Here is a 25677-nt window from a genome sequence, read left to right as displayed (position 1 = left end):
TAAATTCGAAATGGCGAATAAGAAAACAGGTTTGATAATTTTGGCGATGGCTCTAGGCCTTCTCATGTCCGCACTGGATAACACTGTGACATCTGCGGCAATTTCCCACATCATTAGTGATATTAATGGGTTTGATAAAATAAGCTGGGTATTCACCGCCTATATGCTTGCCTCCACGAGCACGATGCTAGTATTCGGAAAGCTGTCAGATATGTTCGGTAGAAAATTGTTTTACATGATTGGGATTTCAATCTTCCTGATTGGATCAGCATTATGTGGAATGGCACAGGATATGACTCAACTTATTGTGTTTCGGGCCATTCAAGGTATCGGATCTGGAGCGATTTTCCCGATTTCGTTTACGATCATTTACACGATATTTGCCGACCCTAAGCAGGCGGCTAAGCTTTCGGGCGTCTTTGCAGGGATATTTGGACTTTCTTCCGTTGCCGGGCCGCAAATCGGTACGCTCTTGGCTGAATCATGGGGCTGGCGCTGGTGTTTCTATGTGAATTTACCGCTAGGCGTATTGTCGTTCCTTGTCTTGTTTTTTGCTTTAAAAGAATCTCGCTCCGATCGTCGTCCGAAAATCGATTATCTGGGCACGCTGTTTCTCATTGTAACAACCGTTTCACTTATGCTGGCCCTTGAGTTCGGAGGGAAGGATTACGCATGGAGCTCATGGCAAATCATTAGTTTGTTAGCTGTCGCAGTTGTCATTGGCTTCTTGTTTATTCAAGTGGAGCGCCGAGCGCATGAACCCATTCTTCCGTTACCTTTATTCAAAAATCGGATGGTTCTGGCCACCGTCTTAGCTTGTCTATGTCAAGGTGCGATTATGTTTTCGGCTATTGCGTATTTGCCTATTTTTTCAACAGCGGTTCTGGGAAATGCGAATTCGAATAGTTTGCTGACTCCTATGATGTTTTCTTTAATGGTTGGTGCTGTTGGCTTCGGGTTCCTGCAGCGTTATTTCAGCTTCCGTGCTGTGTTCGCTTTCAGTATGACAGCGGGTATTGTTGTAAGTTACCTGCTTAGCGTAGTTAGTCATGATGCAAGTATGTTCTACATGATCGTGCTTATGGTCCTTCTTGGCGTTGGTGCGATCGGACCCTTAATGAGTGTGGCTCAAAATGCCGTTGCGCAAAGTGTAGACCGCAAATATATCGGTGTCAGCTCCTCGATCGTTGGGTTTTGGCGGAATATTGGCGGGGTTCTAGGTGCGTCAATTATGGCGACCATCGTGAACAATAACTACAGCAGTCTCATCCAGGATGGTGCTGCTGCGCATCAAATGCCGCTTGATAAACTTGCTACGTTGGGGAACCCAGAGCAATTGATACGTGCAGGTTCGGAGCTGTCTCCAGCGACATTGAACTTCCTGCGCGACTCGCTAGGAACAGCGATCAATCATGGCTTTATTCTAAGCATTGCCTTTGGTGTTGTGGGGTTAGGTGCTGCCTTTATTGCAGGCCCCTTGCGTTTCGCAGCCCCAGCACCTCGTCAGGATGCAAAAAGCGAGCCTGTTGTTTCGCATTAAATATAGCTCCTCCATGCGTAATCCAAGCGCATTGGAGGAGCTTTTGTTTGACTAGACATGACAGGCCAATCGAGGCAAGGTATAATGGACAGACCAACTTTTAGCACCAAGTAAAGGAAACTAATCATGGATTTGTTTACATATGCGTCATCCCAAGATCCAGTGGGCAAGCTGCTTGCCGACCGGATGCGACCAACGACATTGGATGAATATATCGGCCAAGAACAAATTGTTGGCAAAGGCAAGCTCCTCAGACGGGCGATTGAGGCTGATCAAGTGACGTCGATTCTTCTCTACGGACCTCCAGGGACAGGGAAGACGACGTTAGCGAATATTATTGCGAACCGAACCCAAGGCGAATTTATGAAGCTCAACGCGGTTGATGCTTCCGTGAAGGACGTCCGTGAAATCATTGAGCTGGCCAAAAGCACCAAAGCGATGTATGGTCGTAAAACGACCCTGTTTCTGGACGAAGTCCATCGCTTTAACACGTCGAGGCAGGATGCGCTGCTTCCTGCTGTGGAGCAGGGCATCCTCATCTTCATCGGGGCGACAACAGAGAACCCCTTTCACCATGTGAACGGGGCCCTCTTGTCGCGCTCGACGCTGTTTCAGCTCGAGCCGCTCACGGCGGAGCATGCGCTCATCGCCATGCGAAGAGCCATCGCCGATCCCGTGAAGGGGCTCGGCTTCATGCGCCTCCAAGTGGACGAGGAGGCGCTGCAGCACATCGGGCAGATGGCCAATGGCGACATCCGCCGATCCCTGAACGCGCTGGAGCTCGCAGCGCTGACGACTTCTCCTGAACCGGACGGCACGGTTCATATCACACGCGAGGTGGCGGAGGAGTCGATCCGCCGCCCGATCGTGAAAGCGGACGAGTCGACGCAGTATGACGTCTTGTCCGCCTTTCACAAGAGCGTGCGCGGCTCTAGCGACGCCGCGCTGTTCTGGTTCCTCTATGCCGTCGAGAAGCTCGGCATGGATCCTATGACCTTCCTGCGGCGTCTGATCGTCGCTTGCAGCGAAGATATCGGACTCGCCAATCCGCAGGCGATGGTCCAGTCAGTTACGGCGATGGATGCGTACCATAAGATCGGCTGGCCGGAATCGAAGTACATCATTTCCCAGGCAATTTTATTCGCGGTGGAAAGTCCGAAGTCCAACTCGATTCCACTTGCCATCATGCGTGCACAGGAGTTGATGGAGCGGGTGAAATCAGCCGAAGTTCCGTTGCACCTTCGCGATACACATTACAAAGGTGCGGAGAAGCTTGGTCATAAAGGCTATATGTATCCGCATAATTACCCGGGGCATTATGTGCGCCAGCAGTACTTGCCGGATGAAATTCAGCATGAAGTGATTTTCGCGGCAACGAATCAAGGCACAGAAGAGAAGATGAAGTTAAATCAGCACAAAAGAAGAGGGACGCCTACAGATTCATAGAATCCGTAGAGTCCCTCTATTTTCTTGCTCCATTAGAATGGTAAATACCTTTTCTGTAACGGGATCATAACGAATGGAGACGATGAGTGGGAATTCAGCGCCATCCTTTTTGACCCAGAAGCGGAACTGCTGTTGTACGACACCCGGTGCTACGTTGGACTTTCCAATGTATTTGTAATCAAGCAACGTATACACCTTACCGGCTTCTTGAAAAGCAAGATGGCTCCACTTGGCATAAGAGGGGTCCTGTATGGGCGCTCTTACGGTATGACCGCTTTTGCCATGTTGGTTGGTGTCTACTGCAAGTGCAGGTGAAGATCCAACCCAGCTCAAGCCAAACATGAGTAAAATAGCTATGATTTTGCTCAGTATCGCTCACACCTTTCGAGCTTAGCGTGTGCGACAGTGGGAGCTTGCATGCGTCTTGGTGCACGGTAAATAACAGTAAAAAGCATGGTTGTAAAGTAAGATCCCTCGTGGTTAACTCGTAGCTTAAGGCTGTAGCGAGGTTCACCAGTATGAAACTTCCTTTGATGAATCGCTGCATGGTGTTAAATGAGGCTACTTTGAGTTACTTGGCGCTCTTTGCAGCGATTAGATGCATTTTGTACAGCTAATTCTTGGGAATGTACTTTCAAAATCCAATTAGCTGGATTTCTTCCAGTTAATTTCGACCATTTATGCAAATATAGCCAAATGGGGCAGAATTAACTACAGATAATCCATCTAAACAAATTTTTCAGGTAGATTTCTTCGAAATAGCTGTAGATTTTACATTTAATCTATATTTCTTGTTTCTAGCCTAATCCCACCACGCCATATCCAACTCCATCCCAACAAAAAAAGGAGCACCTAAGTGCTCCTCCCCCATTACAGCTTAAAAATTTTCGTTAAATACTTGCCAGCAGCCTCGCTGTACTTTTCCTGCAGCAGCGTTCGCAGCTGAGCTTTAGCTTCAGGTGTTGGCAGTATATTCTTCTCTATGCCATGCAGCTCCATCCAATGCGAAGCGGTCATATAACAGGTGCTGTTCCAGCCGTTTTTCGTACCATTGGCGTTCAGACGCTCACTAATCCCCGCAATTACGATATCAGCTTTGCTCTGCAAGTCAATCAAGGCACGATCAAATTCATTTTTGGATTCTTTCGATTTCAAATCGGTCGCAGCGCGCAGAGCTTTCACATCAATGCCTTCATTCCCAGCAATGGCGTGATACACATCTACAGCGGCTTTGGAGAGCTCGCCATCCGAATAACGCTCGTCCACCGTGTAGGGATCTTCCAGTAAGTTTTTGATCAACGGAAATAACTCAGAAGAAATTAATAAGGGTTTCTTGGCGAAAAAACGTCCATAAGCCGCAAGACCATCACCAGGAAGGCGATCGCGCCATAACCAAGGATCTGTTTCGAGTCCAGTATGCCATTGCTCATGGACCGTTAAGGATTCAAGAGAGGGATGCTCAGGGATAAACGAAGAGAGGGGCAGAATGCCAATTTCCTTAACGAGCCTTTTCACATCTTCATACGTATCAGCTTTTATCGTTACCTCATTCATAGCCATACACATTCTCCTCCACACTAATCTTTGCATAAATTTCTTGCCCTTATGCTTGCCGTGCTCTTACTTATGAACCTTATCAATCACACCGCCGCCTAGACATATCTCACCATCATAAAAGACAACAGATTGGCCTGGCGTAACTGCTTTTTGCGGCTTATCGAAAACAACTTCGCAGCTGCCGTCGGGTTGCAAGGTAATTACGACACCTTGATCCGCTTGGCGATAGCGGAATTTCGCTGTACAGGTGTAGGGACCTTCTGGTTTTTTCGAAGATATCCAGTTCACATCAGTTGCCGTCAGACCCTTGGAGTAAAGTCCTGGATGCTGTTCACCTTGCACAACGAGCAATTCATTTTTCTCTAAATTTTTGTCCACAACGAACCATGGCTCACCAGAGCCGGATCCACCAATCCCAAGGCCTTGTCTTTGGCCTAATGTGTAATACATTAACCCGTCATGACGCCCTTTGATTTCACCATTGCGAATATCGACCATATTGCCAGGGCGAGCAGGGAGGTATTGGCTGAGGAACGTCTTGAAGTCGCGCTCGCCAATGAAACAAATCCCGGTACTATCTTTCTTCTTCGCCGTTGCAAGACCAGCTGCTTCAGCAATTTCACGTACCTTGGACTTGGGCAAGTGACCGATTGGGAACATCGCTTTGGCAAGCTGACTTTGATTAAGGACGTTAAGGAAATAAGTCTGATCCTTATTCGAATCATTTCCACGCATCAACACGAATTCGCCGTCTTGTTCCTTCACTTGTGCGTAATGTCCAGTCGCGATGTAGTCGCCGCCTAAATCGAGTACCTTTTGCAGCAATTCCCCGAATTTAATTTCACGGTTACACATGACATCTGGGTTTGGCGTGCGACCCTTGGTGTACTCGTCCAAAAAGTAGGCGAAAACTTTGTCGTAATACTGCTTCTCAAAATTTACTGTATAGAAAGGAATGTCGAGCTGGTCACAGACCCGTCTGACATCCTCTGCATCTTCTTCTGCCGTACAATGACCAAATTCGTCAGTATCATCCCAGTTTTTCATGAAAATGCCAATGACTTCATAACCTTGCTCTTTGAGCAGCAGCGCGGCGACCGAAGAATCGACACCTCCAGACATTCCTAAGATGACACGTTTTTTTGTTTCCATAGCGTAAACCTCTTTTCCATCTTGAAATAGTAGCAGGCATATGTTTCACATATACTTGGGTTCTATTTTTTGATAATCGCTCTCGTCCTTGGAGGACGGCGTAGTCGTTTATTTAACTTGACTTTGGTAGAGCTGTTCATTTTCAACACTACTATTATACATGCCAATTGCTCAAAATTAAAATATTTCATGAGAATGTCATTGTTTTTCCCCCACATTACAAGGGTTTTGTGATAACATAGATACGATATACGGATGTTTTGGAATGTTTTTGCGAAAAATGGAAACGCTGTTTACCTAGATAGGGACGACCCTGGTGTTAAAGCGTGGGTAGCAGATTTGGTAAGCATCTCAAGTTTTAGCGATATATACAGACTCCTTGATGGCATATCATGTTGAATGAGGTGTTAATTTTGAAGATTTCCACAAAAGGTCGTTATGGACTAACGATCATGATGGAATTGGCCAACCGAGTGGGTGAAGGACCGACTTCACTGAAGAGCATTGCTGAGAGACATCAGCTTTCTGAACATTATCTTGAGCAGCTTGTAGCTCCTTTACGGAATGCGGGTTTAGTCAAAAGTATCCGCGGAGCTTACGGCGGTTATATTCTTTCTAAATCTGCCGAACAGGTAACTGCAGGTGAAGTAATTCGCGTACTTGAAGGACCGATCAGCCCCGTAGATTTTACGGAAGAAGATGATCCCGCCAAACGGGACTTGTGGATTCGTATTCGTGATAGCATTGCAGATGTGCTGGACTCCACAACATTGGCGAATCTGATTTCTTTTGAGGATAAAGGTAAAAACGATAATTACATGTTTTACATTTAAGGTGACATATGGAACCTATTTATCTTGATCATGCTGCAACAACGCCCGTACATGCTGATGTATGGGAGGCCATGTTGCCTTTCTATACAACAAATTATGGTAATCCTTCCAGTACGCATAGCTTCGGCCGTGCGGCAAGAACTGCGTTGAATCGCTTCCGTGATGGTATGGCGAAATCCTTAGGCTGTTTGCCTGGTGAGCTTATCTTTACAAGCGGCGGAACAGAGAGCAATAATATGGCGATCTTTGGGATCATGCATGGGGATCAAGCTGGCAGAAAGCATATCATAACGAGTGCGATCGAGCATCACGCCGTGCTTCATCCCTGTGAACGATTGGAAAGTCTTGGATTTGAAGTTACATACGTCCCAGTAGGTTCAGATGGACTTATTCAAATAGAAGATGTGGAAGCAGCTATTCGTCCCGATACAGCTTTAATTTCTATGATGTATGTGAACAATGAAGTAGGGACTATCCAACCCATTGAGCAAATTGGTCGGCTAGCACAAAAACTTGGCATTACCTTTCATGTCGATGCGGTGCAAGCTTTAGGGAAGATTTCCCTGAATCTTGCCGAACTGCCGGTCGATCTCGTGAGCCTGTCTGCCCACAAAATTTATGGCCCCAAAGGCGCAGGTGCCCTCTACGTTTCCAAGCATACGAAGCTGCTTCCTCACGTATTCGGTGGTTCACAAGAACGCAAGCGAAGGGCTGGAACTGAAAATATCCCCGCCATTGCCGGCTTCGCCAAAGCAGTTGAAACCATTCTTCCGCTCCAAGAACGCAACTACACACAAGCAAGTAGGCTACGCGAACACATGATTTCCATCTTAGAACAGCAATTGGGCTGTGAGGGGTTTGTGATTAACGGGCATAAGGCTTGGCATGTCCCGCACATTCTGAACATTTCTTTTCCAGGTGTTTCTACAGAAACACTTTTAATGAATCTTGATTTAGAACAGGTAGCTGCTGCAAGCGGCTCCGCATGCACGTCTGGCTCACTTGAAGTTTCGCATGTCTTACAAGCCATGAAGCTTCCAGAAAATGTGACACACTCCGCTGTGCGATTTAGCTTTGGAATGGGGAATTCTAAAGAACAAATCGAAACGGCTGCCCAGAAAGTTGCAACCATTATAGAGCGGTTGCGTAATAAGTAGTACTGGGTGGTTCTAGGAGGCGTTACGCTTTGCGCAGAGCGCATGAATTAATAGGACTTCCCGTGTTAACCGTTGAGTCGGGTAAGCAAGTTGGTGAAGTAAAGGATTTATTGATTGACCCAACGTGGAACATAAGCGGCATTATACTCGAAGCGAAGACGTGGTTCTCGTCCTTACGATACATTTCATGGGAGGGAATCGTTGCTGCCGGAGAGGATGCTATAACCATACCGAACGATAGTGTCATTTGCGAATTTGGGCAGAAGAATGAGTGCCATGCTTTTCTTGAGGGAAGCGACAAGATTAAGGGACTCCCGGTCATCACAGTGGGAGGGCACGAATTAGGCGTGGTAGAAGATGTTTATTTAAACCAGAATTGGGGTAAACAAATAGTAGGTTATGAATTGTCCGAAGGGTTTATTTCTGATTTAAAAGAAGGGCGAAAGTGGCTTCCCATGCCAGAATCGGCAACCATGGGGGAAGATGCAATCATCGTGCCTGGACATTGCGCTCAGGAAGTAGAAGAACTCTTCGTATCCAAAGAAGAATAGGGTGAGCATGATGCGTTGTCCAAACTGTAATTCCAAAGATATTGGAAAGATCGGTTCCCATCAATTTTACTGTTGGGGTTGTTTCATTGAACTCAGCGTAAACGGAGATAAGATGTCCGTTTATCAAGTTGAGGAAGATGGAACGTTAAGTTCTCTGGATGATTTGTTTTTTGAGGAAGAAGTTTCTCATATCCACGAGCACGTGAACTAAAGTTAACAGTTGAAGCGTTATTGGTCAGGCGAGGAATCGCTTGAACAATAACGCTTTTTTTGTCATAAGGTGCCAAGTCAGGATTAAATTGGACAGCTAGTACACATACTGTATGAACGTTACATTGAATTCAAATGACAGAGGTGGAGGCAGCATGGAACGATTTTGGAGTAATAAATGGTTTGTGGGGTTGATATATGCCTTATTAATCTTAGTCGGGTTATATTTGCTTTTGCTGATTAAACCTATCTTGTTCCACTTTTTCACATTCATTAAAGCCATCGTGATGCCGTTTTTTATAGCGATAATCATCTCGTATATTTTAAATCCTGTTGTCACGATTCTGAACAAACGCAAAATGCCGAGAACAATTGCCGTATTGTTGATTTATAGTGTGTTTATCACATCAGTGACGGTCATTATTATGAATATGACACCAATGTTTGTGGAGCAAGCTGCTGAATTAAATGAACATATGCCACAAATGGCGATGAAAGCACAGTCCCTTGTTGATGGCTTTAATCAAAATCAACTGCTGCCTGACAGTGTTCGAAATGGCTTTAATCATTCCATAGGGAAACTGGAGACGAAGATTTCCATGGCGGTTGCGAATTACATGAATCAAATTGGGACGACGATCAATATGCTGTTTATAGCTTTCATTGTGCCGTTCCTGGCTTTCTACATCTTGAAGGATTTTCAGATTATCGAGAAAACCGCGCTAGCCATTGTACCGACGAAGCATCGCAAAAAAACCGTCTCCCTGCTCATGGACATTGATACGGCGCTTGGCAACTATATACGCGGGCAGCTCCTCGTGTGCTTGATTATTGGTGTGCTAGCGTATGTGGGCTACTGGCTAATAGGAATGCCGTACCCGTTATTGCTCGCCAGCGTTGTCGCGATCTTCAATATTATCCCGTATATGGGGCCTTTTTTGGGTGCAGCACCGGCTATTATTATGGCTTCAACTGTCTCGTTGAAAATGGTGCTGTTCGTCGCACTTGTCAATTTGACGGTGCAAATTCTCGAGGGGAATGTGATTTCGCCACAAATCGTAGGTAAAACGCTGCACATGCATCCGCTATTTATCATTTTCGCCTTGCTTGTTGGTGGAGAAGTAGCTGGCGTTGTGGGATTGATCTTGGCGGTACCCTTCTTCGCCGTAATGAAAGTCATCATCCAGCATGTGTTCATCCACTTCGTTCATAAGCAAACAACCTAGACAAATTGATCTGGAAACAAGCAAAAGACGCACAAAACCCCTTGAGCCATGACTTGCGGGATCATGGTTCAAAGGGTTTTGCACGAGGGTTGAGGAGTTAGAAAAGGTTGTGGCCCATACGTAAACCATGAAATGGACTACGGAATAAGTGAGTAATAAACAAGCTGTTAATTGTGTGTTCGATGAGAAAATTTCTATCGAAGTCATTCATTGATGAGCGACCGCGTTAAGCGGTAAATTTTATCGCCATTCAGAAAGCTGTTTTCAGGAACTGAAAACTTATACTTCCTTAAGTGGTAATGAAAATCATTATCAATAAAATTAGTATACTTCTATTGAGAATCATTGTCAACGGTGATTTTCTGATAAAATTAAACGGGATAAATGACTATTTCAGATGCTTGTCTTTATCATCCTTCCTTCTTATTATTATATTTTTTTATTATTATTTTTTTTAGAATAGCTTATTAGACGTTTTGTTTCGGAAATACTTAAAAAAACATTTTTATATAATTTAATGAATAAAGATACAAAAAGAAGCAGGCATCTGATGAGTCTCAGTTGTTGTCTGCTTCTTTTTTTGCAGCTTGAACTGGAATCTCCGCTATCAAAATATGCCGCGGCTCTGCTTATACCTTCACTAATAACCCAATCTCATTTCCATATCTCAAAAAAATGTTTACAAAAACAAAAGAGGAAACGTTGCATTGATGGCGAATGATATTTATCGATAATTAATAAATCTAAATGATTTATTAATTAAATAAACGAATGAAGCTATTTCCTGTACTTCGAAATCATTGTGAAAATTGAAAACAAGGAGATGACTAACAAGTGAACAAGAAACTGTTAACCCGCTGCTTCACCTGCCTAATGGTCACACAGCTTGTCGCCGGCTCTCTGCTGACGCTTAGCAGCTCTGCAGCTGCAGAAAGCGCAGCCGCCATCGAAGCGGGCACTGGAAGCCCCCGCATGCTCATTACTGAAATGGTCCCTGACTCCGGTGGAGACGATGCACTGGGAGAGGATCCCTACGAGTACCTAGAGGTTTATAACAACAGCGACCAGCCGATCGACTTCAAGGACTATTCTATTTTATACAGGTACCCAGGGGAGCCCGGCCAAGATTTATTCTGGCGGCCTTACACCGATAAACAGATTATCATCCAGCCTAAGCAGGCCATGGTTTTCTGGGCGGTTACGGCGTCAGGGGAGCCCAAGACGGTGGCTGACTTTAATCAGCATTTTCAAACCTCGCTCGTTGAAAATAAAGACATTGTCCGGATTCCCGGCGGTCTTAACAACCTGAGGGAAAGAACCCTCGTAGTAGCTACTAATACAGGAACCGACATTGTACGTGCGAGCTTTAATCCAGGCGTGATCGATACAGCTGCGGATATGAGTATCGAGTACGGCGTTCCAGACGCCGGCAGTCTCGATATGAAGAAGCTCAGCTCCAAGACGTTGCCGGCCTCCCCGGGAACCTTCAACCCGGCTAATGTACCCGCGGAGCCTGTCCTCACTGTGAACGACCCTGTCCCGCCGTCGGTAAAGGATCTTTCAGATCACTCCGCCATTGACCTGATCAAGCCAATTGAGCTGATGGCCGAAGCGGCAGATGATCGTCTTCTTGCGTCCGTTAATCTATACTATAAATCCAACAAGACGACGAATTATAAAATGTTAACCTCGCCTCGCGGCGCCGACGGACGCTTCCGCTACTCGTTGGAGATGATGGAATGGTTCGGGAGCCCGACACTCGACTACTATTTCCAAGCATCCGATACCTTCAACACAACGTCAACGGCTCCGAAAACGATCAGCTTGGCTGGGAATGAGAAAAGCCCTGCGCTGAATGTTCTTGATGGCGATGTTCTGTCTGGTGAGCGGGTTCTGATCGGTTCGTCTACCACCGCAGGGTCCATGTCGCTGTCGATCGACGGCCAGCCGGTCAGTCCAACGGAACGAGCCATGGAGAAAACGGCTTATTTTGTATTTGAAGCGGACGACATAAATGTAGGGCAGAACGTGACCACCATGGGCAGCGAGACGCTGTACTTGATTCCGTTCCAAACCAATGATTACAAAACCATGGTGGTGCCGGTACGGCCCGATTTGTTCAAGTACGGTCAGGCGAATCCAATTGCACTGCGAGCGGGTTCATCAACCCGACCTTATTATGAGAACCAGCCGGAGCCCGGCCTGGATGATTTCAATATCCGCAATGTCCGGCTTGTTTTGGCGGACGGTACGGTCATCCGCGACCCGAAATATGCGAATCCGGCCACCATATTGGACATGGGAGATAACGGACGCTTCCTTCCGGTTGTGTACTTCAACTTCACGATTCCCGAGCGCTATTGGGACGGGATCTCCTACCGATGGAACACCGCAGCAGCCGTTGACGGACCTCATCGGGTCGAGGTGACTCTGCCTGACGGCAGCAAGGACACAGCGAGCGTGATGGTAGACAATCAAGGTCCGGTTGTAACTGCGAATATTACGGAAGGCAGCACTTACAAAGGGGCTTTTGAGATACAAGCTTCCGCATCGGATGCGGCTTCCTCCGTCAAATCCTTCGAGGTGAGACTGGATGGCAAGCTCATTGAGGTTCCGTATTCCACCTCCTCTGCGGCTCTCACTCCGGGGGAGCATAATCTTGTGCTTAAGGCTGTAGACGCCGGGGGCAAATCGACGGAGAAAACGACCAAGTTCACAACGCCTGCAGAGCTTCCGGGTATGCCGCTCCTAGCGGCGCCGGCGGACGGTGCACAGGATACGGACACGAACGTGAGCCTGCAGGTATCGGTTTCCGATCCGACAGGCGACCCGCTGAACGTGAAGTTCTTTAAAGGGCAAAAGATCACCGCCGCGGACGCGGGAGTGACCGCTTACAAGCATGCGGCTGATGTAGAGCCTCCTTTGACCTTGACGAGTCCGGGAGAAACGCAGCTGACCGCCGAAGAACAAACAGCCGCCGGAGCCTCCGATGACCGTTACGTCACTAATGACTCTACTGAACAGTTTCCTTATCAGCGCTTTGAAGTGGAAGTGATGGCGGAAACCGGCGCCGGCGATCGTCTCGAGCTAAGTTGGGAAGGGCATTCGCTCAAGGGTCGTAAAGTAGGTTTGTACGCATGGAATCATACTGCGGCAAAGTGGGATTCCCTAGCGTCCACAGTGGCCATTTCCGAGGAAGACTTTAACCTCTCAGCGGCGGTGGACGGCGGCAATTATGCAAGAAACGGCAAAGTCCAAGTCCTGATTCAGGACGAGATTCCGCGCCGTGAGCAGTACGATTTTACCATTGCCTCTATCCCGGACACACAGATCTACGCGGAAATTCAGCCGGAGTATTTTGAGTCCCAAGTCAATTTCCTGCGCGACGCCAAAGAATCGATGAATATTCAATATGTGATGCAAGTGGGGGACATTGTAAACTCCGCAGGCATCAAAGGACAGTGGGAACGTGCGGATAAGTTTATGAAGGTGGTGGAAGACGCCCAAATTCCTTGGGGTTTAGTCGCGGGCAACCATGACGTGTTCGACGGAGGAGCGACGTCAGTGCCGGATTACTCGGAATTCTCGAAGTATTTCGGAGAGAACCGCTTTAAGGATAAGCCTTACTACGGAGAGTCGTACAAAGATAACAAAGGTCACTATGACCTGATATCGGCAAGCGGCAACGATTTTATTTTCGTCTACATGGGCTGGGGCATGAATGATGAGGATATGGACTGGATGAACAGCGTTCTGAAGCAGTATCCGGATCGTAAAGCGGTCATTGTGGTTCATGAATATTTGCAAAATAACGCAACTAGATCCGCAACCGGCAACCAGATCTATCAGAAGGTCGTAGTACCGAATCCGAACGTATGGATGGTCATGAGCGGTCATTTCACCGGAAGTTCGCTGCGTACCGACCAGCTAGACGATAATAAGGACGGACAGCCGGATCGCAAAGTGTACCAGATTCTTAATGATTACCAGGGCATTCCAAATGGCGGAAACGGATATTTGAAGCTTCTGCATTTTGATACGAAGACGGATACCGTCTATGTTAATACGTATTCGCCGTATTTGGACGATTACAATCATTACGATCCGAGCAAGGACGAGTTTAAGCTTTCGGTGGACCTGAAGCCGATGGTGAAAAGAGTGGCGACCGACGCGATGACGGTAAAAGTGTACGCTAACGATGCAATTGGATCGGCGCAGGCGGCCAGCGGTTCCACAGCCACGGTCAACTGGAACGGCCTGAAAGGCAGCACGAATTATGAATGGTACGCACTGGCGGAGGACAGCTTCGGTGGACGGACGTACTCGGATATTTGGTCCTTCCGCACCCGCCTTACCGTTGAAGCGCCGCAAGGCGTGAAGGCGGCAGACGTGACCGCGGGTTCGGCGCAGCTGAGCTGGTCCCCGATAACGGCATCCGACGGAAGCAACGTGACCTACCAGGTGTATGGTAGTCATGGGACCGTCTCCACGGTGACCGGCACGGTGTACAATTTGACGGGACTGGAGCCGGATACGGTGTATACGTTCCAGGTCAAGGCCGTACACTCGTCGGGAGCAGAATCTGTGCTCAGCGAGCCGGTAAGTTTTAAGACATCGATCGACCTGCCTGCTCTGCAGACCGGACTGCAGCGCTTTATTGCCTCCGGTAAGGTTACCCATCCTCTGGCCAAACAGCTGGAGAATACGCTGAGCCAGGCGGAGAGCCATGTGCAGAATGGACAGCAGGATCAGGCAGCCAAGAAGATCGAGGACTTTATTAAGCATCTCAACAATAAAGCACTTGAAGAACTGGCGACAGCCGACGCCAGGCAGTGGATGAATGATAAAGCTGCGGCCCTGCTTCGAGTCTGGAACCAATAACCTGCTTGGAAGACGCAAATAAACAAAAGCCCCTGGAAGATTGCTCATCTCTTCCAGGGGTTTTTCGTTGTGAAAATATCTTTCTATAACCCTGTATTTCCAGTTTACTGATGTACAACCGAGCAGTGACTGCCAGTCACAGCGACAAGCTGTCGAGCGGGATCTTGAACACGCTCTGCAGGACAAGCCCGACGGCCAGTGCAGTCTCGTCCTCGACGTCGGTGAGATGTAGGAACTCTACATTCCGGCACGTTTCCGGCACTTGGGCCATCACTCGCGCTTTGAGTTCGTCGACGAATGAGTCCCCCCATACCGGTAGCATAAACCCGGTGAGCAGAACCCGGTCCGGATTGAGCAGGGTGACGATATTGGCAACGGAGTAAACGATCGCCGTTCTCACCACCTCGCTCAGCCGAACGGTTTCGGGGTCTCCGGCGCGGACAGCTTCGTTGAACTGCTCCCAACTCCGACCGAGCGTCCGCAGCAAGCCCCTGGAGGAAGCCAATGTGGTTAGGCACCCTCTGCCGCCGCAGTAGCACTCATAATCGTAGGGCGGCATAAACGCCTTATAGTGGCCAACCTCGCCTGCTACGAAGGAGGAGCCGGTGACCAGCAGCTTCTCTACGACGATGGCGCCACCGATGCCTCTGGCTAATCTAAGCGTCACATTGTTTTTGGAGGAAATCAGACTTCCGCCCATATTTTCGTTGAGTGCAAGCAGATTGGTGTCATTCTCCAGAAAGACGGGCAGCCCGTACTCATCCTCGAGCAGCTTTGCCAGCGGTATCCGCTTCCAGCCGAGCCCCGGCGAGCGAAGCAGAATGCCTTCGGAGGAGTCAACGAGTCCATGGACGCTGAAGCCGATTCCTTTCAGGGAGGTAGGGTCAGGGATCTGGCCCATGAGTTTGTCGATCACGCTGCGGATCACCCGGAGCAAGTCCTCTTCGGTCTCGTAACGGTCTGCCTTCACTTCAGCTTCCGCCAAGCGGACGTGCTGAAAATTATATACCGCTCCCCGTGCCGATGTGCCTGACAATTCAATGCCGATCGCACTGAATCGGGAACCGTTAAGCAGCAGGGGAACGCGCTTACGGCCGCTGCCGCTCTCAAGGGATTGCGGTTCGCCTTCAACGATCACTTGATCCTCGAGAAGCCGGTTGACGATGTTGGTGACGGTTTGCTGACTAAGTCCGGTTTTTATAGCTAACTCTACACGGGAGATCGGACATTCCGAATAGATCAGATGCAGCACTTTCTGCTGATTGATGGATTTAAGCAGCGTGTGGCTTGCATGTTTCAATGTGGACATAAGTCGACCTCTTCCTTGAACTGAACACGTTTATACTCTTAGTAGAAATTAGTTTACCACGCAGGTCATTACTGGGTAAAGTCAGGGATTTTGTCGAAAGATTTCTATTGTATCAAAAAGAAAAAAGAGGTAGGATAATAATAAATAAAATTGATTTATTAATCGAGTGTAAATTGTAAGCGCGTTCAAACCTTATTAATCAGCAATTTTTAACAGATCCCTTACAAAACGATAATCATCGCCAAACAATTACACTGTATTATTGGATTTAATAAATCAATTTTCTTTATTAATTCGAGGGGGGTTTAAGTATGAGAAACAAATTTGGAAAGCTTACGGCTTTAAGCTTGGCAGTTGCTATGTCAGGTTCTCTGCTTGCAGGGTGTACAGGAAAAACGGAAAATCCTTCCGCTACTCAGCCTCAGAATCAGACTAAAGAAGATGTCTACGAAAACGGGCTGTCGAAGACGGAAAAAGTGACGCTGAAGATCGGCTTCTTCATGGGAGGCTATGGAAGGGAATGGTTCGATTATGCCGTAAAATCCTTCCAGGCCAAATACCCGAACGTTTCCTTCGACGTTACAGCATCTGCGGACATGAAGAACATGATTCAAACGAAAGTTTCCGCAGGCAACGATAACGACATGTTCGACATTTTCAACACTACGCCGCCGTCCGGAGCACAGGGAATCATTTCCCTGGCAGAAGCCGGTAAGCTCGAGCCTTTCGATGACATGTTCGACAAAAAGCTTCCGGACGTACCGGGCAAAGCAATGAAGGAACTCATGATGCCGGGCCTCGCCGAATCGTTCACCAAGGTGAACGGAAAGGTATACGAGTTTGCCACCTCGAGCTCTTACGGAGGATTGTTCTTCAATAAGACGCTGTTCGAGCAGAAGGGCTGGAACCAGAATCCGAAGACATGGGCCGAGTTTAACGACCTGCTTGCCAAAATTAAGGCGGACGGCCTTGCTCCGATTACTTTCCCGGGAGTTTACCCTAATTACTATGACTGGGCCTTTGGACCTGCAAAGCAGTTTGAGCTGGCCGATATCAAAGGAAACGCAGATAAGGTAATCGAGAACTATAAAACGTACAATGTCCCTCAATTTACCAGCGAGGAAAGCTTGGAACACTGGAACCGCCTGTATGAGCTTGGCAAGAAGGGATACTTCCCGGAAGGATTGCCGGCGTTAAACCATACCCAGTCCCAGATGCAGGTGATTCAAGGACAGGCCGCGATGGTTTCCACAGGAAGCCATGTGGAGAACGAAATGAAGAAGACCACTCCGGAAGACTTCAAATGGGGCTTTATGGCGGTGCCGTTCAGGGATAAGGTGGAACAAAAGCTTTGGATCCGAAGTGGAATCACCAACTTCCAATACATGTGGGCCGGCAAGCCTGATCTGAACAAGAAGTGGTCCAAGGAGTTCATTCTGTGGCTGATGACGCTGGATAACCAGCAGTTTGCCGCAGAAAAAGCGGGCGCCCTCCCGATGAGAAAAGACTTGATTGACGATTCAAGTAAAGTCGTTAAGCTTTCCACCTCTGCGCAGGCGATTCTGAAGTATATTAAGGATAACGATGCCCGGTCGTATAAGCCGCACAGAACCGTTAGCATCTCCGATCCGAACCTGGCCAAAGCCAATAAGATGATGGAGGAAGCCACGGTGAAGATCGTATTAGGCAAGCAGGATCCGAAGCCGATTCTCGAAGAAGCAGACGCTTTGCTCAAGAAAGCCGTAGAAGCTCAGAAGAAATAAGTTTATAGGCGGGGAGGGGATCCTCTCCGCTTTTCCATTTCCCTTGATAGGAGTTGACTTCCTTTGTCCGAACCTACTGTAGTGAAAGTTAAACCCTCTTATTCCGGCCGCATGGGACTGGATAAAGCGCGGACTCAGAAGTGGATTTTTCTCATCCTGGCTGTCGTGCCGCCGTTCGGGGGCTATCTGCTGTTCACGCTGTTTCCGAATGTTTTATCCGTTTACTATGCGTTATTGGATTGGGACGGGCTTACGGATTCCAAGTTTGTAGGGCTCAGCAACTTTGTTACCGCGATTCAGGACGAGTATGTATGGCGGGCGCTTAAACACAATCTTATTTTTATGGCGACGGTACCGGCGCTGGTCGTGCTCATTTCCTTACTGCTTGCTTATCTGGTCACATACAAGAGTTATGTGGAAAATGAGTTCCTGAAAATCCTGTTCTTTTTTCCGAACGTTTTATCGATTGTCGTCGTTGCTTTATTATGGGCGTTCATATATGACGGCACATACGGCCTGCTTAACAGCGGCCTGAAGCTGCTCGGGATCGATATGAACCATTTTTATTGGCTGGGCAACGATAGTACTGCACTGTGGGCGCTGATCCCACCATGGGTTTGGGGAGGCGTCGGGCTCTATGTCATCATTTTTGTAAATGCAATGTCGGGCATTCCCAAGTCGCTGTATGAATCGGCTATTATCGAAGGCGCAGGACATATGACGAGGTTATTCAAGATTACGCTGCCGCTCATTCTGCCCGTCGTCCGGGTCAGCGCACTGTTCCTCGTGATCAGTACGCTCAAGACTTTCGAGCTTATTCTGATTATGACTAATGGCGGCCCATCCGGCTCCACGGATGTAATCGGTCTCTATATGTTCAACCTTGCTTTCGGTAAAGAGTACATCAACTACGGTTACGCATCGGCTGTCGGTATGATTCTGTTTGTCATCTTGATCACGGCCAAACTGCTGATGGATAAGTTTCTGCCGAACCGGGGCGTAGAGTATTAGGAACATATTTTTTAAAGAGGGGAGAAGATGAAATTGAAGGAAAAAATGACGTTTATGGACGTTGTGTGGCGTTTGGTACTGTATGTGTGGGCTTTATCAATCCTGTTTCCGCTGGTGTGGGTGTTCTATGAGTCTCTGAAGTCCAATCCGGAATTTTTCAAGGACATCTGGAGCCTTCCCAAACAAGCGCAATGGTCGAATTATGTCATTGCCTGGACCGAATATGGCTTCGGTCAATCCTTGTTAAATACACTTTATTATGTGGGCGGAAGCCTTGTAGTAAGTCTCTTTTTTACTACACTTAATGCTTATGCCTTGACCCGGATGGAGTTTAAGGGACGGCAGCTGATCTGGGGCCTTATTATGCTTTCCTTGTTCCTGCCTGGGATTAACGCCCTGGTGCCGCAGTACGTGATCATGAGGGAGCTGCATTTGACGAACAGCTTAACGGGGTTAATCTTATTGTCCTCCCTGGGGGAGAGCGTGTTCTATCTAATGTTGCTCGGAGGCTTTATGAAGTCGCTGCCCAAGGACATGGAGGAAAGTGCTCATATCGACGGCGCTTCGATCTTCCAGGTGCTCTGGCGGGTGATCGTTCCCTTGTCCACTCCGGGCATTGTTACGGTTGCGATTTTTAAATTCCTTGGCTACTATAACAACTTTATGGGTCCGTTCATCTATTTGAGCGATCCGGAGAAATACACGATTGCGGTGCAGATGTACCAAGCCAATAAAATGATGGAGTTTACGGCGGATTGGGTTACGTTGTTTGCAGGGGTGATGATTGCGATGGTGCCTTCGATCATTGTGTTCATGCTGTTCCAGCGGATGATTATGCAGGGCGCCACTTTAGGTGCGGTTAAGGGCTAGGTAGAGAGAAAAGGGATAGCGATAGGAAGGAGCTGTCTTGTGCACAAATGAACGAGAACACAAGCAGTAAATGGCTGAAGTCTGTGAATCAGCAGAAGGTGCTTCGATTGATTTACGCAGAAGGGCCGATCTCCCGGGTAAATCTAGCGGAGAAAACGGGACTGACCCCGCAGACGATTACGAACATTGTAAACAGGCTGCTTAGAGAAGATATTTTGCAGGAAAATGTTCCGTTGGAAAACGGGGTGGGCCGCAAGCCCGTTCCACTTGTCGTCAAAAGCGGAAATTTATTCGCCATCGGGATCGAGGTTGCGGTCAAATACGTGCGTGGTACACTGGTGGATTTCCGGAATGTACCCATCTGCGAAGTCACGGAAACGATGTTTTCCGGTAGTAATGAAGACCATGATGAGAATAAGGTCGAGTGCATCGTTAAGGTGATCGACCATTTGCTAAAACGGGTGCCGAAGATGAACCAGCTCAAAGGCATCGGATGTAGTATCCAGGGGCTGGTCGATTCCACGGACGGCGTCGTGCTGCTTTCTTCAGGTCTGCATTGGCGGAATTTCCCGCTAAGGGAAAGGCTTGAGCAGCATTACAACCTGCCGGTCTATCTGGAGAATGACGCGAACCTGCTTGCGCTTGTGGAAAATTTGAACGGAAGCCTGGCTGCATCGAATCATAACCTGACAGTAAAATTGGATTACGGCATCGGCGGAGCTCATGTGATGAACAAGCAACTGAATTCGGGGGCCGGACATGTGGCGGGCGAGCTGGGGCATTGTAAAACGTTCTTCGGCATCGAAGCCCTGCCGTGCCACTGCGGAGCCAAGGGCTGCCTGACTACGCTGGTCTCTGGAAGCGGAATGAAGCGCAACCTGGGATTTACGCTGGAGGAGTTCGGGAATCGGATTCGGGAAGGGGATCCGGTTGCGCGGGAGTGGCTTTCAAAGATGGCAGAGGCGGTAAGCTCCGCCCTCAGTAACTTGATCACCTTCTTGAACCCAGATCATGTACTGTTTACCGGCAAGGTGCTGGACCATACGGGAAATTATCTGATGGACCCGCTTAGAAAGCATATTCTGGAGAACATTCCGGAATCCTGCCGTAAGGTCCGACTTCTTCGGCTGGAGCAGACACCGGACGATTCGGTTCTGGCGGCTGGGCTGGTCATGAACCGGTTCTTCGACGTTCCGCCGATACATTTATCAGTCATTTAACGGGGGTTAAGGCTGTTTTGCGAAAAGGAGAATCCTGTATGAAGATTGCTGTAATCGGCTGTGGTACAATGGGCCGTACCCATGGGGCTGAATGGATTAGAATGCCCGGTATTAAGCTTGTCGGTGTGTGTGATATGCAGGAAGAAGCAGCTCGGGCGCTTGCCGGGAGGTTGGAGACAAAGGCTTTTTCGGATTTCGATCAAATGGTGTCGGAGGCGTGTCCGGAGGTTTTAGATATCTGCTTACCAACGCATATGCATAAGGAATTTGTTCTCAGGGCCGCCCGTCTCGGGAAGCATATCATTTGCGAGAAGCCATTCGCCTTGTCGCTCGAGGAAGCGGATGAGATGGCTGCTGTCTGCGAGCAGCAGGGAGTAAGGCTGTTCATCGGTCATGTGGTTCGCTTCTTCCCAAGCTATACCGATATACGCCGCAAGGCTGCAGATGGAGTAGTCGGGAAGCCCGGAGTGCTGCATACAAGACGGATGGGCGGTAATCCGGGTGTTGCGAAGACTTGGTACACCAATAGTGAGATCAGCGGCGGAGTGATACTCGACCTAATGATTCACGATATTGATTTTGCTCAAAGCATCTTCGGGAAGGCCGTATCCGTGTATGCAATGAACCGTAGGCACGAGGGTCTCGACTATGCCCTGGCTACCCTGCGTTTTGAGAATGGCGGGATTGCGCATCTCGAGGGCTATTGGGGATTTCCGGGCCCTTTCACGACGAGCGTGGAACTGGCCGGCAGTGGAGGTGTCATCCGCTTTAACAGTGAGGAAGCCGTTTCGCTCAAGATGTTCAAAGTAAATAACGATTTGCCTGAGACCCCTGCTCTCCCGCTTCCCAAAAGCCCTTCTATGTATAATCCGTATTACTTGGAGCTCGCTCATTTCGTGGAATGTCTGCAGACCCGCGCCGAGCCGGACATAACGATCGCTGACGCCCGAAGTGCGCTGCAGACGGGCCTTGCCGCGATTGAATCCGCCGCCACAGGTCGTCCGGTACGTATACAGTGATGAAGTTGGACAGGAAGGGGAGAGACGTATTGACTGAGTTAACGAATGTTTTAAAGATAGGTATGATCAGTTTCGCCCATGGCCATGCTGCCGTCTTCTATCGCCAGCTCCGGATGCTACCAGGTGTGAAGGTAGCGGGCATAGCGGATGAGAACCGTGCTCGGGTGGAGCCATATTTGCAGGAGGATGCCGAAATCCGTTATTTTGCGGATTACCGTGAGCTGCTGAGCAGCGGCTGTGATGCGGTGGTCATCTGCTCGGAGAACGTTCATCATGCCGAGGTCACGATTTCCGCAGCGGAAGCGGGAAAGCATGTGCTGTGTGAGAAGCCGCTAGGCTTGAACGTGGAGGAAATGGAACAGATGGTGGCTGCCTGCGAGAAGAACGGAGTCCGGCTGATGACAGCGTTTCCCTGCCGCTTCCTTCCTGCAGTTGTGCAGGCCAAGGCAGCGATCGACAGGGGCGAGATCGGCGAGGTCGTTGCAGTGAAAGGCTCGAACCGAGGCACCATGCCAGGAGGTTGGTTCATTGATCCTGCGCTGTCGGGTGGAGGCGCCCTACTGGACCATTCCGTTCATGTCATGGATCTGCTCAACTGGATGTTGGACAGTCCTGTAACGGAGGTGTACGCTGAAGCTGCGACCCTGTTTCATGAGATTCCAGTGGATGACGCCGGGATACTGCACGTGAAGTTCGCGAACGGAGCTTTTGCTTCGATCGATACCAGCTGGTCGCGCACGAAGTCCTTCCCTTACTGGGGCGATGTTACGATGGAGATTGTAGGAACGAACGGTCTGCTTACCGTCGATGCCTTTGGCCAGAAGAGCGAGGTCTACAGCGACGAGAGAATGAAAGCCCAGTGGAGCCACTGGGGAGACGATATGAACCGCAGTCTGGTGAAGGCTTTCATCGATGCGATAAGAAACAACAGGGAAGTGCCGATTACCGGCAAGGAGGGCCTTCGGTCGGCTGCTGTCGCTGCAGCGGCTTACGAGTCGGTTCGCCGGGGTGAGCCGGTAACTTTGGATGAAAGTGGACGCGTGAAGGCTTAGCAGGAAATAAGCTGTCGCAGGAATCATTTTAGCAGAAATTATTGGATTTAGTGGGCAAGCGGGTTAAGTAGGCTTGGTGTTGAAGCGCATATTAAAGTGCCTGTCGACTGTCTGTCGTTGTAATCGGAAAGAGAGCGTGGAGGAGATCAAGGGAATGCCTGAATATAAATTGCTGGCTTTGGATATGGACGGCACGCTGCTTACCGACGATAAGCAGCTGACGGAAGAAACGAAGAAGTGGCTCCGGAAAGCTGTGGATCGTGGGGTAACCGTAATGTTCGCTACAGGGCGGGGGATGCAGACCGCAAGCTCTTTTTGGGAGGAACTGGAGCTCGATTCGCCTATGGTTATGTTGAACGGAGCGGAGATTTGGGAAGGGCCGAACCAGTTGATGACTCGCACCTATTTGCCCCGCGAAACGGTTCGACGGTTGCATGACCTGGCTCTCCGAGAAGATGCGCATTTCTGGGGCTATTCCGTGGAGAGCCTGTCCGGCCAGGGGAATTGGAGCGAAGAGCTGTTCGAAAAGGATTGGATGAAATTCGGCATGAAGCATGACGATTTGGGGGTAGTGGCGCGTATCCGTGAGGAGCTGTTCGGCTGGGGTGAACTGGAGATTACCTCTTCCGCTCCGGTCAATGTGGAGATCTCTGTCAAGGGGATCACGAAGGAAAGCGGCGTGCGGGAGGTTTGCCGGTTGCTCGGCGTCGAGATGGCGCAGGTCTTGGCGGTTGGCGACAGCGAGAATGATATTTCGATGCTGCGGGCGGCTGGGCTTGGCGTGGCGATGGGCAACGCTGAGGAGCAGGTCAAGGCGATCGCTGATGCCGTCACTGCGTCCAACAACGAGGACGGTGTCGCCAAGGTAGTGCAAAAATTTATTTTTGGTCTGGACATAACCGAGTTCTGATCAATTGTATAAGGGGCCTGAGAGCCGGGGGTTAGTGCAGGTATAAAGGTAGGGGGAAAACATAGTCGTAAACTTCACCGCTCCCCTTCAGTAATCAAAGTACAGGCAAAACTTGCATTCCTGTAAATAAGAATTGAGTCGTAAACGATTATACACCATTGTTTATGGAAGGAATGGTCATGTGGAAAAAAAAGAGAAGAATCTGATAGAGCAATACGATCCCGGAATGCGTCCCAATGAAACATTCGATGGCTTGATTCATTGGTATTCCCCTATGGAGCAGCCTTTTCAAATTTCCGGGTTAGCTTGGTTTGCGCAAGAAAAAATCTATCGCAGATTGCCGACTTTACCATCCGGGGCTACTCCTGAAGCCGTCGATCGCCTAGCCAATCATACTGCAGGAGGACAAATCCGGTTTCAGTCGGATTCCTCTTCTCTATCGGTAAGGGTGAAACTGAAAGGCAAAGCCAATATGGTCCATATGCCGGCAACCGGACAATGCGGCATCGATTGCTACGTGGGTTCTCCCGACAGTCTCCTTCCCCTAAGGTACGTCAACACAACGAAATATGATCTCACTCTCACCGAGTATGAATGTGCGTTATTTACCAATTGGAATGCCTCGATGCGTAATATCGTCCTTAACTTGCCGCTCTATCAAGGGGTGGAGGAGATATGGATCGGTTTAGATGAGGGCGCAACCGTAACCGCTCCTCCCAACTACGCTTCTGGAAAGAAAGTAGTCATCTATGGAACTTCGATTACGCAAGGCGGCTGCGCCTCGCGGCCTGGCATGGCTTATACGAACATTTTGAGCCGAAGAATTCCGCTGGAATTTATTAATCTTGGTTTCTCTGGAAGCGGCAAGGGAGAGCCGGAGCTTGCCGAAATCATTTCGCAGATAAATGACCCTGCGTGTATGGTCATTGATTATGAAGGCAATTGCGTGAGCACCGAACTTTTCCGTAAGACACTTCCGGAATTTATTAGAATTTATAGGGGAGTTCATCCGGTAACACCGATCTTGGTTGTTTCGCGAATTCGTTACGCGCGTGAGGAGCTGACCCCACACTTGTACGAGGCCAGAATGGAACGTAAGCGTTTCGAACAGTCTCTCGTTAACGAGTTGCGGGAGCAAGGGGACTTGAATATTTATTTCTTCGACGGCTCCGGATCGCTCGGTAATGAAGATTTCTTCGAATGCACAGTAGACGGCTCGCATCCAACGGATCTTGGTTTTCTGCGGATGGCAGACGCACTTGAACCAGTTCTAAAAACACTGCTTTTATAATATTTACATAGCGTACAATCAAGCCGGCAGCTATTTGCAGCCGGCTTGTCGTGATTACATACGACTTTCCAAGCTTCGCGCAGTACGCTGGTATTCCCAATTTGAGTGTCTTCCGGAATACGGCCAAAGCGGAACTCGTTATGAGAACTGGTTCTTATGTGGGGGAAAAGAATGGATCGACTTCAAGTAGACATTCTTGAACATCGTGTTGCTTCTGAATGATGATTTGTTTATGCATATTTATACAATTGGAAATGGAGCTCAGTAAATTTTTTTCTAACTAATTCTGCAAAAAACTGTTTCTTTGCCGCTTCACACAATTAATTATAATAAATTCTGCAAGAACAAAAACGGAGCAACGCGGATTCGCGGGCTCGTTTTCTAATTAATTCTGGAATATCATATCACCCTGGCTGTCATCTTCCTCTTTTTGTTCCTTTTGTTCTTGAAATTCGACATGTGATTGCCCCGTTATGTAGTCAAACGGATTGTAACGGCTGTCCGGAATTTGCTTCTTAATGACTGTTTTCACCATTATGTAAATGATTAAGACGAAGATGGGGAAAATGAGACCGAGCAAAGTAAGTGTTGAAATATCTATGTGAAGCACCTCCATATGACTATATTCTACCGTAAAATGCCCTAATATTGACAGGCAACCCCCATAAAGTTATAATTT

21 protein-coding genes are annotated in these 25677 nt (G+C 48.6%); 16 read left to right on the top strand and 5 right to left on the bottom strand.

The annotated features are described in order from the left end of the window. Nucleotides 1-10: 10 nt before the first annotated feature. The gene (locus ACSQ8O_RS20405; protein WP_436243155.1) at nucleotides 11-1540 is read left to right on the top strand and encodes an MFS transporter; all 1530 of its coding nucleotides are present in this window, start codon (nucleotides 11-13) and stop codon (nucleotides 1538-1540) included. Nucleotides 1541-1666: 126 nt separating this feature from the next. Further along, complete coding sequence (locus tag ACSQ8O_RS20400) at nucleotides 1667-2986, top strand: replication-associated recombination protein A (protein ID WP_436243154.1); 1320 nt, start codon at nucleotides 1667-1669, stop codon at nucleotides 2984-2986. Here ACSQ8O_RS20400 and ACSQ8O_RS20395 read toward each other — a convergent pair. From ACSQ8O_RS20395 to mnmA, 3 genes are all read right to left on the bottom strand, one after another. Further along, nucleotides 2981-3328, bottom strand: a complete 348-nt coding sequence (locus ACSQ8O_RS20395) for a DUF3889 domain-containing protein (protein WP_436243153.1) — start codon at nucleotides 3326-3328, stop codon at nucleotides 2981-2983. The genes ACSQ8O_RS20400 and ACSQ8O_RS20395 overlap by 6 nt on opposite strands. 528 nt (nucleotides 3329-3856) lie before the next feature. Beyond that, complete coding sequence (locus ACSQ8O_RS20390) at nucleotides 3857-4546, bottom strand: AlkZ-related protein (protein WP_436243152.1); 690 nt, start codon at nucleotides 4544-4546, stop codon at nucleotides 3857-3859. Nucleotides 4547-4606: 60 nt separating this feature from the next. After that, nucleotides 4607-5695, bottom strand: coding sequence for a tRNA 2-thiouridine(34) synthase MnmA (mnmA, locus tag ACSQ8O_RS20385; RefSeq protein ID WP_436243151.1), 1089 nt, complete (start codon nucleotides 5693-5695; stop codon nucleotides 4607-4609). A gap of 413 nt (nucleotides 5696-6108) precedes the next feature. Here mnmA and cymR point away from each other — a divergent pair, with 413 nt between their 5' ends. From cymR to ACSQ8O_RS20355, 6 genes are all read left to right on the top strand, one after another. Continuing rightward, nucleotides 6109-6528: a cysteine metabolism transcriptional regulator CymR gene (gene cymR / locus ACSQ8O_RS20380; protein ID WP_056610615.1), complete on the top strand. Its 420-nt coding sequence runs from the start codon at nucleotides 6109-6111 to the stop codon at nucleotides 6526-6528. 8 nt (nucleotides 6529-6536) lie between these two features. Beyond that, nucleotides 6537-7685, top strand: a complete 1149-nt coding sequence (locus ACSQ8O_RS20375; RefSeq protein WP_436243150.1) for a cysteine desulfurase family protein — start codon at nucleotides 6537-6539, stop codon at nucleotides 7683-7685. A 29-nt stretch (nucleotides 7686-7714) separates the two neighbouring features. After that, the gene (locus tag ACSQ8O_RS20370; protein ID WP_056610460.1) at nucleotides 7715-8236 is read left to right on the top strand and encodes a PRC-barrel domain-containing protein; all 522 of its coding nucleotides are present in this window, start codon (nucleotides 7715-7717) and stop codon (nucleotides 8234-8236) included. 7 nt (nucleotides 8237-8243) lie between these two features. Beyond that, entirely contained in the window at nucleotides 8244-8447 is a 204-nt protein-coding gene (locus ACSQ8O_RS20365; RefSeq protein ID WP_028555750.1) for a hypothetical protein, read from the top strand. A 154-nt stretch (nucleotides 8448-8601) separates the two neighbouring features. Next, nucleotides 8602-9672 (top strand): AI-2E family transporter, encoded by a 1071-nt coding sequence (locus tag ACSQ8O_RS20360; RefSeq protein WP_436243149.1) that lies wholly within the window; start codon nucleotides 8602-8604, stop codon nucleotides 9670-9672. Nucleotides 9673-10506: 834 nt separating this feature from the next. Beyond that, entirely contained in the window at nucleotides 10507-14553 is a 4047-nt protein-coding gene (locus ACSQ8O_RS20355) for an FIMAH domain-containing protein (RefSeq protein WP_436243148.1), read from the top strand. Between the two features lie 136 nt (nucleotides 14554-14689). Here ACSQ8O_RS20355 and ACSQ8O_RS20350 read toward each other — a convergent pair whose 3' ends face one another. Next, nucleotides 14690-15862 (bottom strand): ROK family transcriptional regulator, encoded by a 1173-nt coding sequence (locus tag ACSQ8O_RS20350; protein WP_436243147.1) that lies wholly within the window; start codon nucleotides 15860-15862, stop codon nucleotides 14690-14692. 311 nt (nucleotides 15863-16173) lie between these two features. Here ACSQ8O_RS20350 and ACSQ8O_RS20345 point away from each other — a divergent pair, with 311 nt between their 5' ends. The 8 genes from ACSQ8O_RS20345 (at nucleotide 16174) to ACSQ8O_RS20310 (ending at nucleotide 24998) form a co-directional block, all read left to right on the top strand. Next, nucleotides 16174-17625, top strand: coding sequence for an ABC transporter substrate-binding protein (locus tag ACSQ8O_RS20345; protein ID WP_436243146.1), 1452 nt, complete (start codon nucleotides 16174-16176; stop codon nucleotides 17623-17625). A gap of 63 nt (nucleotides 17626-17688) precedes the next feature. Next, complete coding sequence (locus tag ACSQ8O_RS20340) at nucleotides 17689-18636, top strand: carbohydrate ABC transporter permease (RefSeq protein ID WP_056610470.1); 948 nt, start codon at nucleotides 17689-17691, stop codon at nucleotides 18634-18636. A 27-nt stretch (nucleotides 18637-18663) separates the two neighbouring features. Next, complete coding sequence (locus ACSQ8O_RS20335; protein ID WP_436243145.1) at nucleotides 18664-19506, top strand: carbohydrate ABC transporter permease; 843 nt, start codon at nucleotides 18664-18666, stop codon at nucleotides 19504-19506. Between the two features lie 47 nt (nucleotides 19507-19553). Next, nucleotides 19554-20726, top strand: coding sequence for an ROK family transcriptional regulator (locus ACSQ8O_RS20330; RefSeq protein WP_436243144.1), 1173 nt, complete (start codon nucleotides 19554-19556; stop codon nucleotides 20724-20726). Nucleotides 20727-20743: 17 nt separating this feature from the next. Beyond that, a complete protein-coding gene (locus ACSQ8O_RS20325; RefSeq protein WP_436243143.1) occupies nucleotides 20744-21745 on the top strand; it encodes a Gfo/Idh/MocA family protein in 1002 nt (333 codons plus the stop codon). A gap of 62 nt (nucleotides 21746-21807) precedes the next feature. Beyond that, nucleotides 21808-22797, top strand: coding sequence for a Gfo/Idh/MocA family protein (locus ACSQ8O_RS20320; protein ID WP_436243922.1), 990 nt, complete (start codon nucleotides 21808-21810; stop codon nucleotides 22795-22797). Between the two features lie 154 nt (nucleotides 22798-22951). Further along, complete coding sequence (locus ACSQ8O_RS20315) at nucleotides 22952-23707, top strand: Cof-type HAD-IIB family hydrolase (RefSeq protein ID WP_436243142.1); 756 nt, start codon at nucleotides 22952-22954, stop codon at nucleotides 23705-23707. A 181-nt stretch (nucleotides 23708-23888) separates the two neighbouring features. Continuing rightward, on the top strand, nucleotides 23889-24998 hold the full coding sequence (locus ACSQ8O_RS20310; protein WP_436243141.1) for an SGNH/GDSL hydrolase family protein: 1110 nt from the start codon (nucleotides 23889-23891) through the stop codon (nucleotides 24996-24998). 385 nt (nucleotides 24999-25383) lie between these two features. On the opposite strand, the gene ACSQ8O_RS20305 is transcribed toward ACSQ8O_RS20310, so the two are convergent. Next, the gene (locus ACSQ8O_RS20305; RefSeq protein WP_436243140.1) at nucleotides 25384-25614 is read right to left on the bottom strand and encodes a DUF3951 domain-containing protein; all 231 of its coding nucleotides are present in this window, start codon (nucleotides 25612-25614) and stop codon (nucleotides 25384-25386) included. Nucleotides 25615-25677 lie beyond the last annotated feature (63 nt).

Origin of the sequence: Paenibacillus sp. LjRoot56 (assembly GCF_964253335.1) — a bacterium.
Taxonomy (GTDB): domain Bacteria; phylum Bacillota; class Bacilli; order Paenibacillales; family NBRC-103111; genus Paenibacillus_E; species Paenibacillus_E allorhizoplanae.
This window is presented reverse-complemented; position numbering and strand designations above follow the sequence as displayed.

Excerpts from the sequence above, each read along its gene's own strand:
- mnmA (WP_436243151.1), bottom strand. The coding sequence starts at position 5,695 with ATGGAAACAAAAAAACGTGTCATCTTAGGAATGTCTGGAGGTGTCGAT.
- ACSQ8O_RS20335 (WP_436243145.1), top strand. The coding sequence starts at position 18,664 with ATGAAATTGAAGGAAAAAATGACGTTTATGGACGTTGTGTGGCGTTTG.
- ACSQ8O_RS20350 (WP_436243147.1), bottom strand. The coding sequence starts at position 15,862 with ATGTCCACATTGAAACATGCAAGCCACACGCTGCTTAAATCCATCAAT.
- ACSQ8O_RS20390 (WP_436243152.1), bottom strand. The coding sequence starts at position 4,546 with ATGGCTATGAATGAGGTAACGATAAAAGCTGATACGTATGAAGATGTG.
- ACSQ8O_RS20365 (WP_028555750.1), top strand. The coding sequence starts at position 8,244 with ATGATGCGTTGTCCAAACTGTAATTCCAAAGATATTGGAAAGATCGGT.
- ACSQ8O_RS20395 (WP_436243153.1), bottom strand. The coding sequence starts at position 3,328 with ATGTTTGGCTTGAGCTGGGTTGGATCTTCACCTGCACTTGCAGTAGAC.
- ACSQ8O_RS20400 (WP_436243154.1), top strand. The coding sequence starts at position 1,667 with ATGGATTTGTTTACATATGCGTCATCCCAAGATCCAGTGGGCAAGCTG.
- ACSQ8O_RS20315 (WP_436243142.1), top strand. The coding sequence starts at position 22,952 with ATGCCTGAATATAAATTGCTGGCTTTGGATATGGACGGCACGCTGCTT.
- ACSQ8O_RS20345 (WP_436243146.1), top strand. The coding sequence starts at position 16,174 with ATGAGAAACAAATTTGGAAAGCTTACGGCTTTAAGCTTGGCAGTTGCT.
- ACSQ8O_RS20405 (WP_436243155.1), top strand. The coding sequence starts at position 11 with ATGGCGAATAAGAAAACAGGTTTGATAATTTTGGCGATGGCTCTAGGC.
- ACSQ8O_RS20360 (WP_436243149.1), top strand. The coding sequence starts at position 8,602 with ATGGAACGATTTTGGAGTAATAAATGGTTTGTGGGGTTGATATATGCC.
- ACSQ8O_RS20320 (WP_436243922.1), top strand. The coding sequence starts at position 21,808 with ATGATCAGTTTCGCCCATGGCCATGCTGCCGTCTTCTATCGCCAGCTC.
- ACSQ8O_RS20375 (WP_436243150.1), top strand. The coding sequence starts at position 6,537 with ATGGAACCTATTTATCTTGATCATGCTGCAACAACGCCCGTACATGCT.
- ACSQ8O_RS20305 (WP_436243140.1), bottom strand. The coding sequence starts at position 25,614 with ATGGAGGTGCTTCACATAGATATTTCAACACTTACTTTGCTCGGTCTC.
- ACSQ8O_RS20330 (WP_436243144.1), top strand. The coding sequence starts at position 19,554 with ATGAACGAGAACACAAGCAGTAAATGGCTGAAGTCTGTGAATCAGCAG.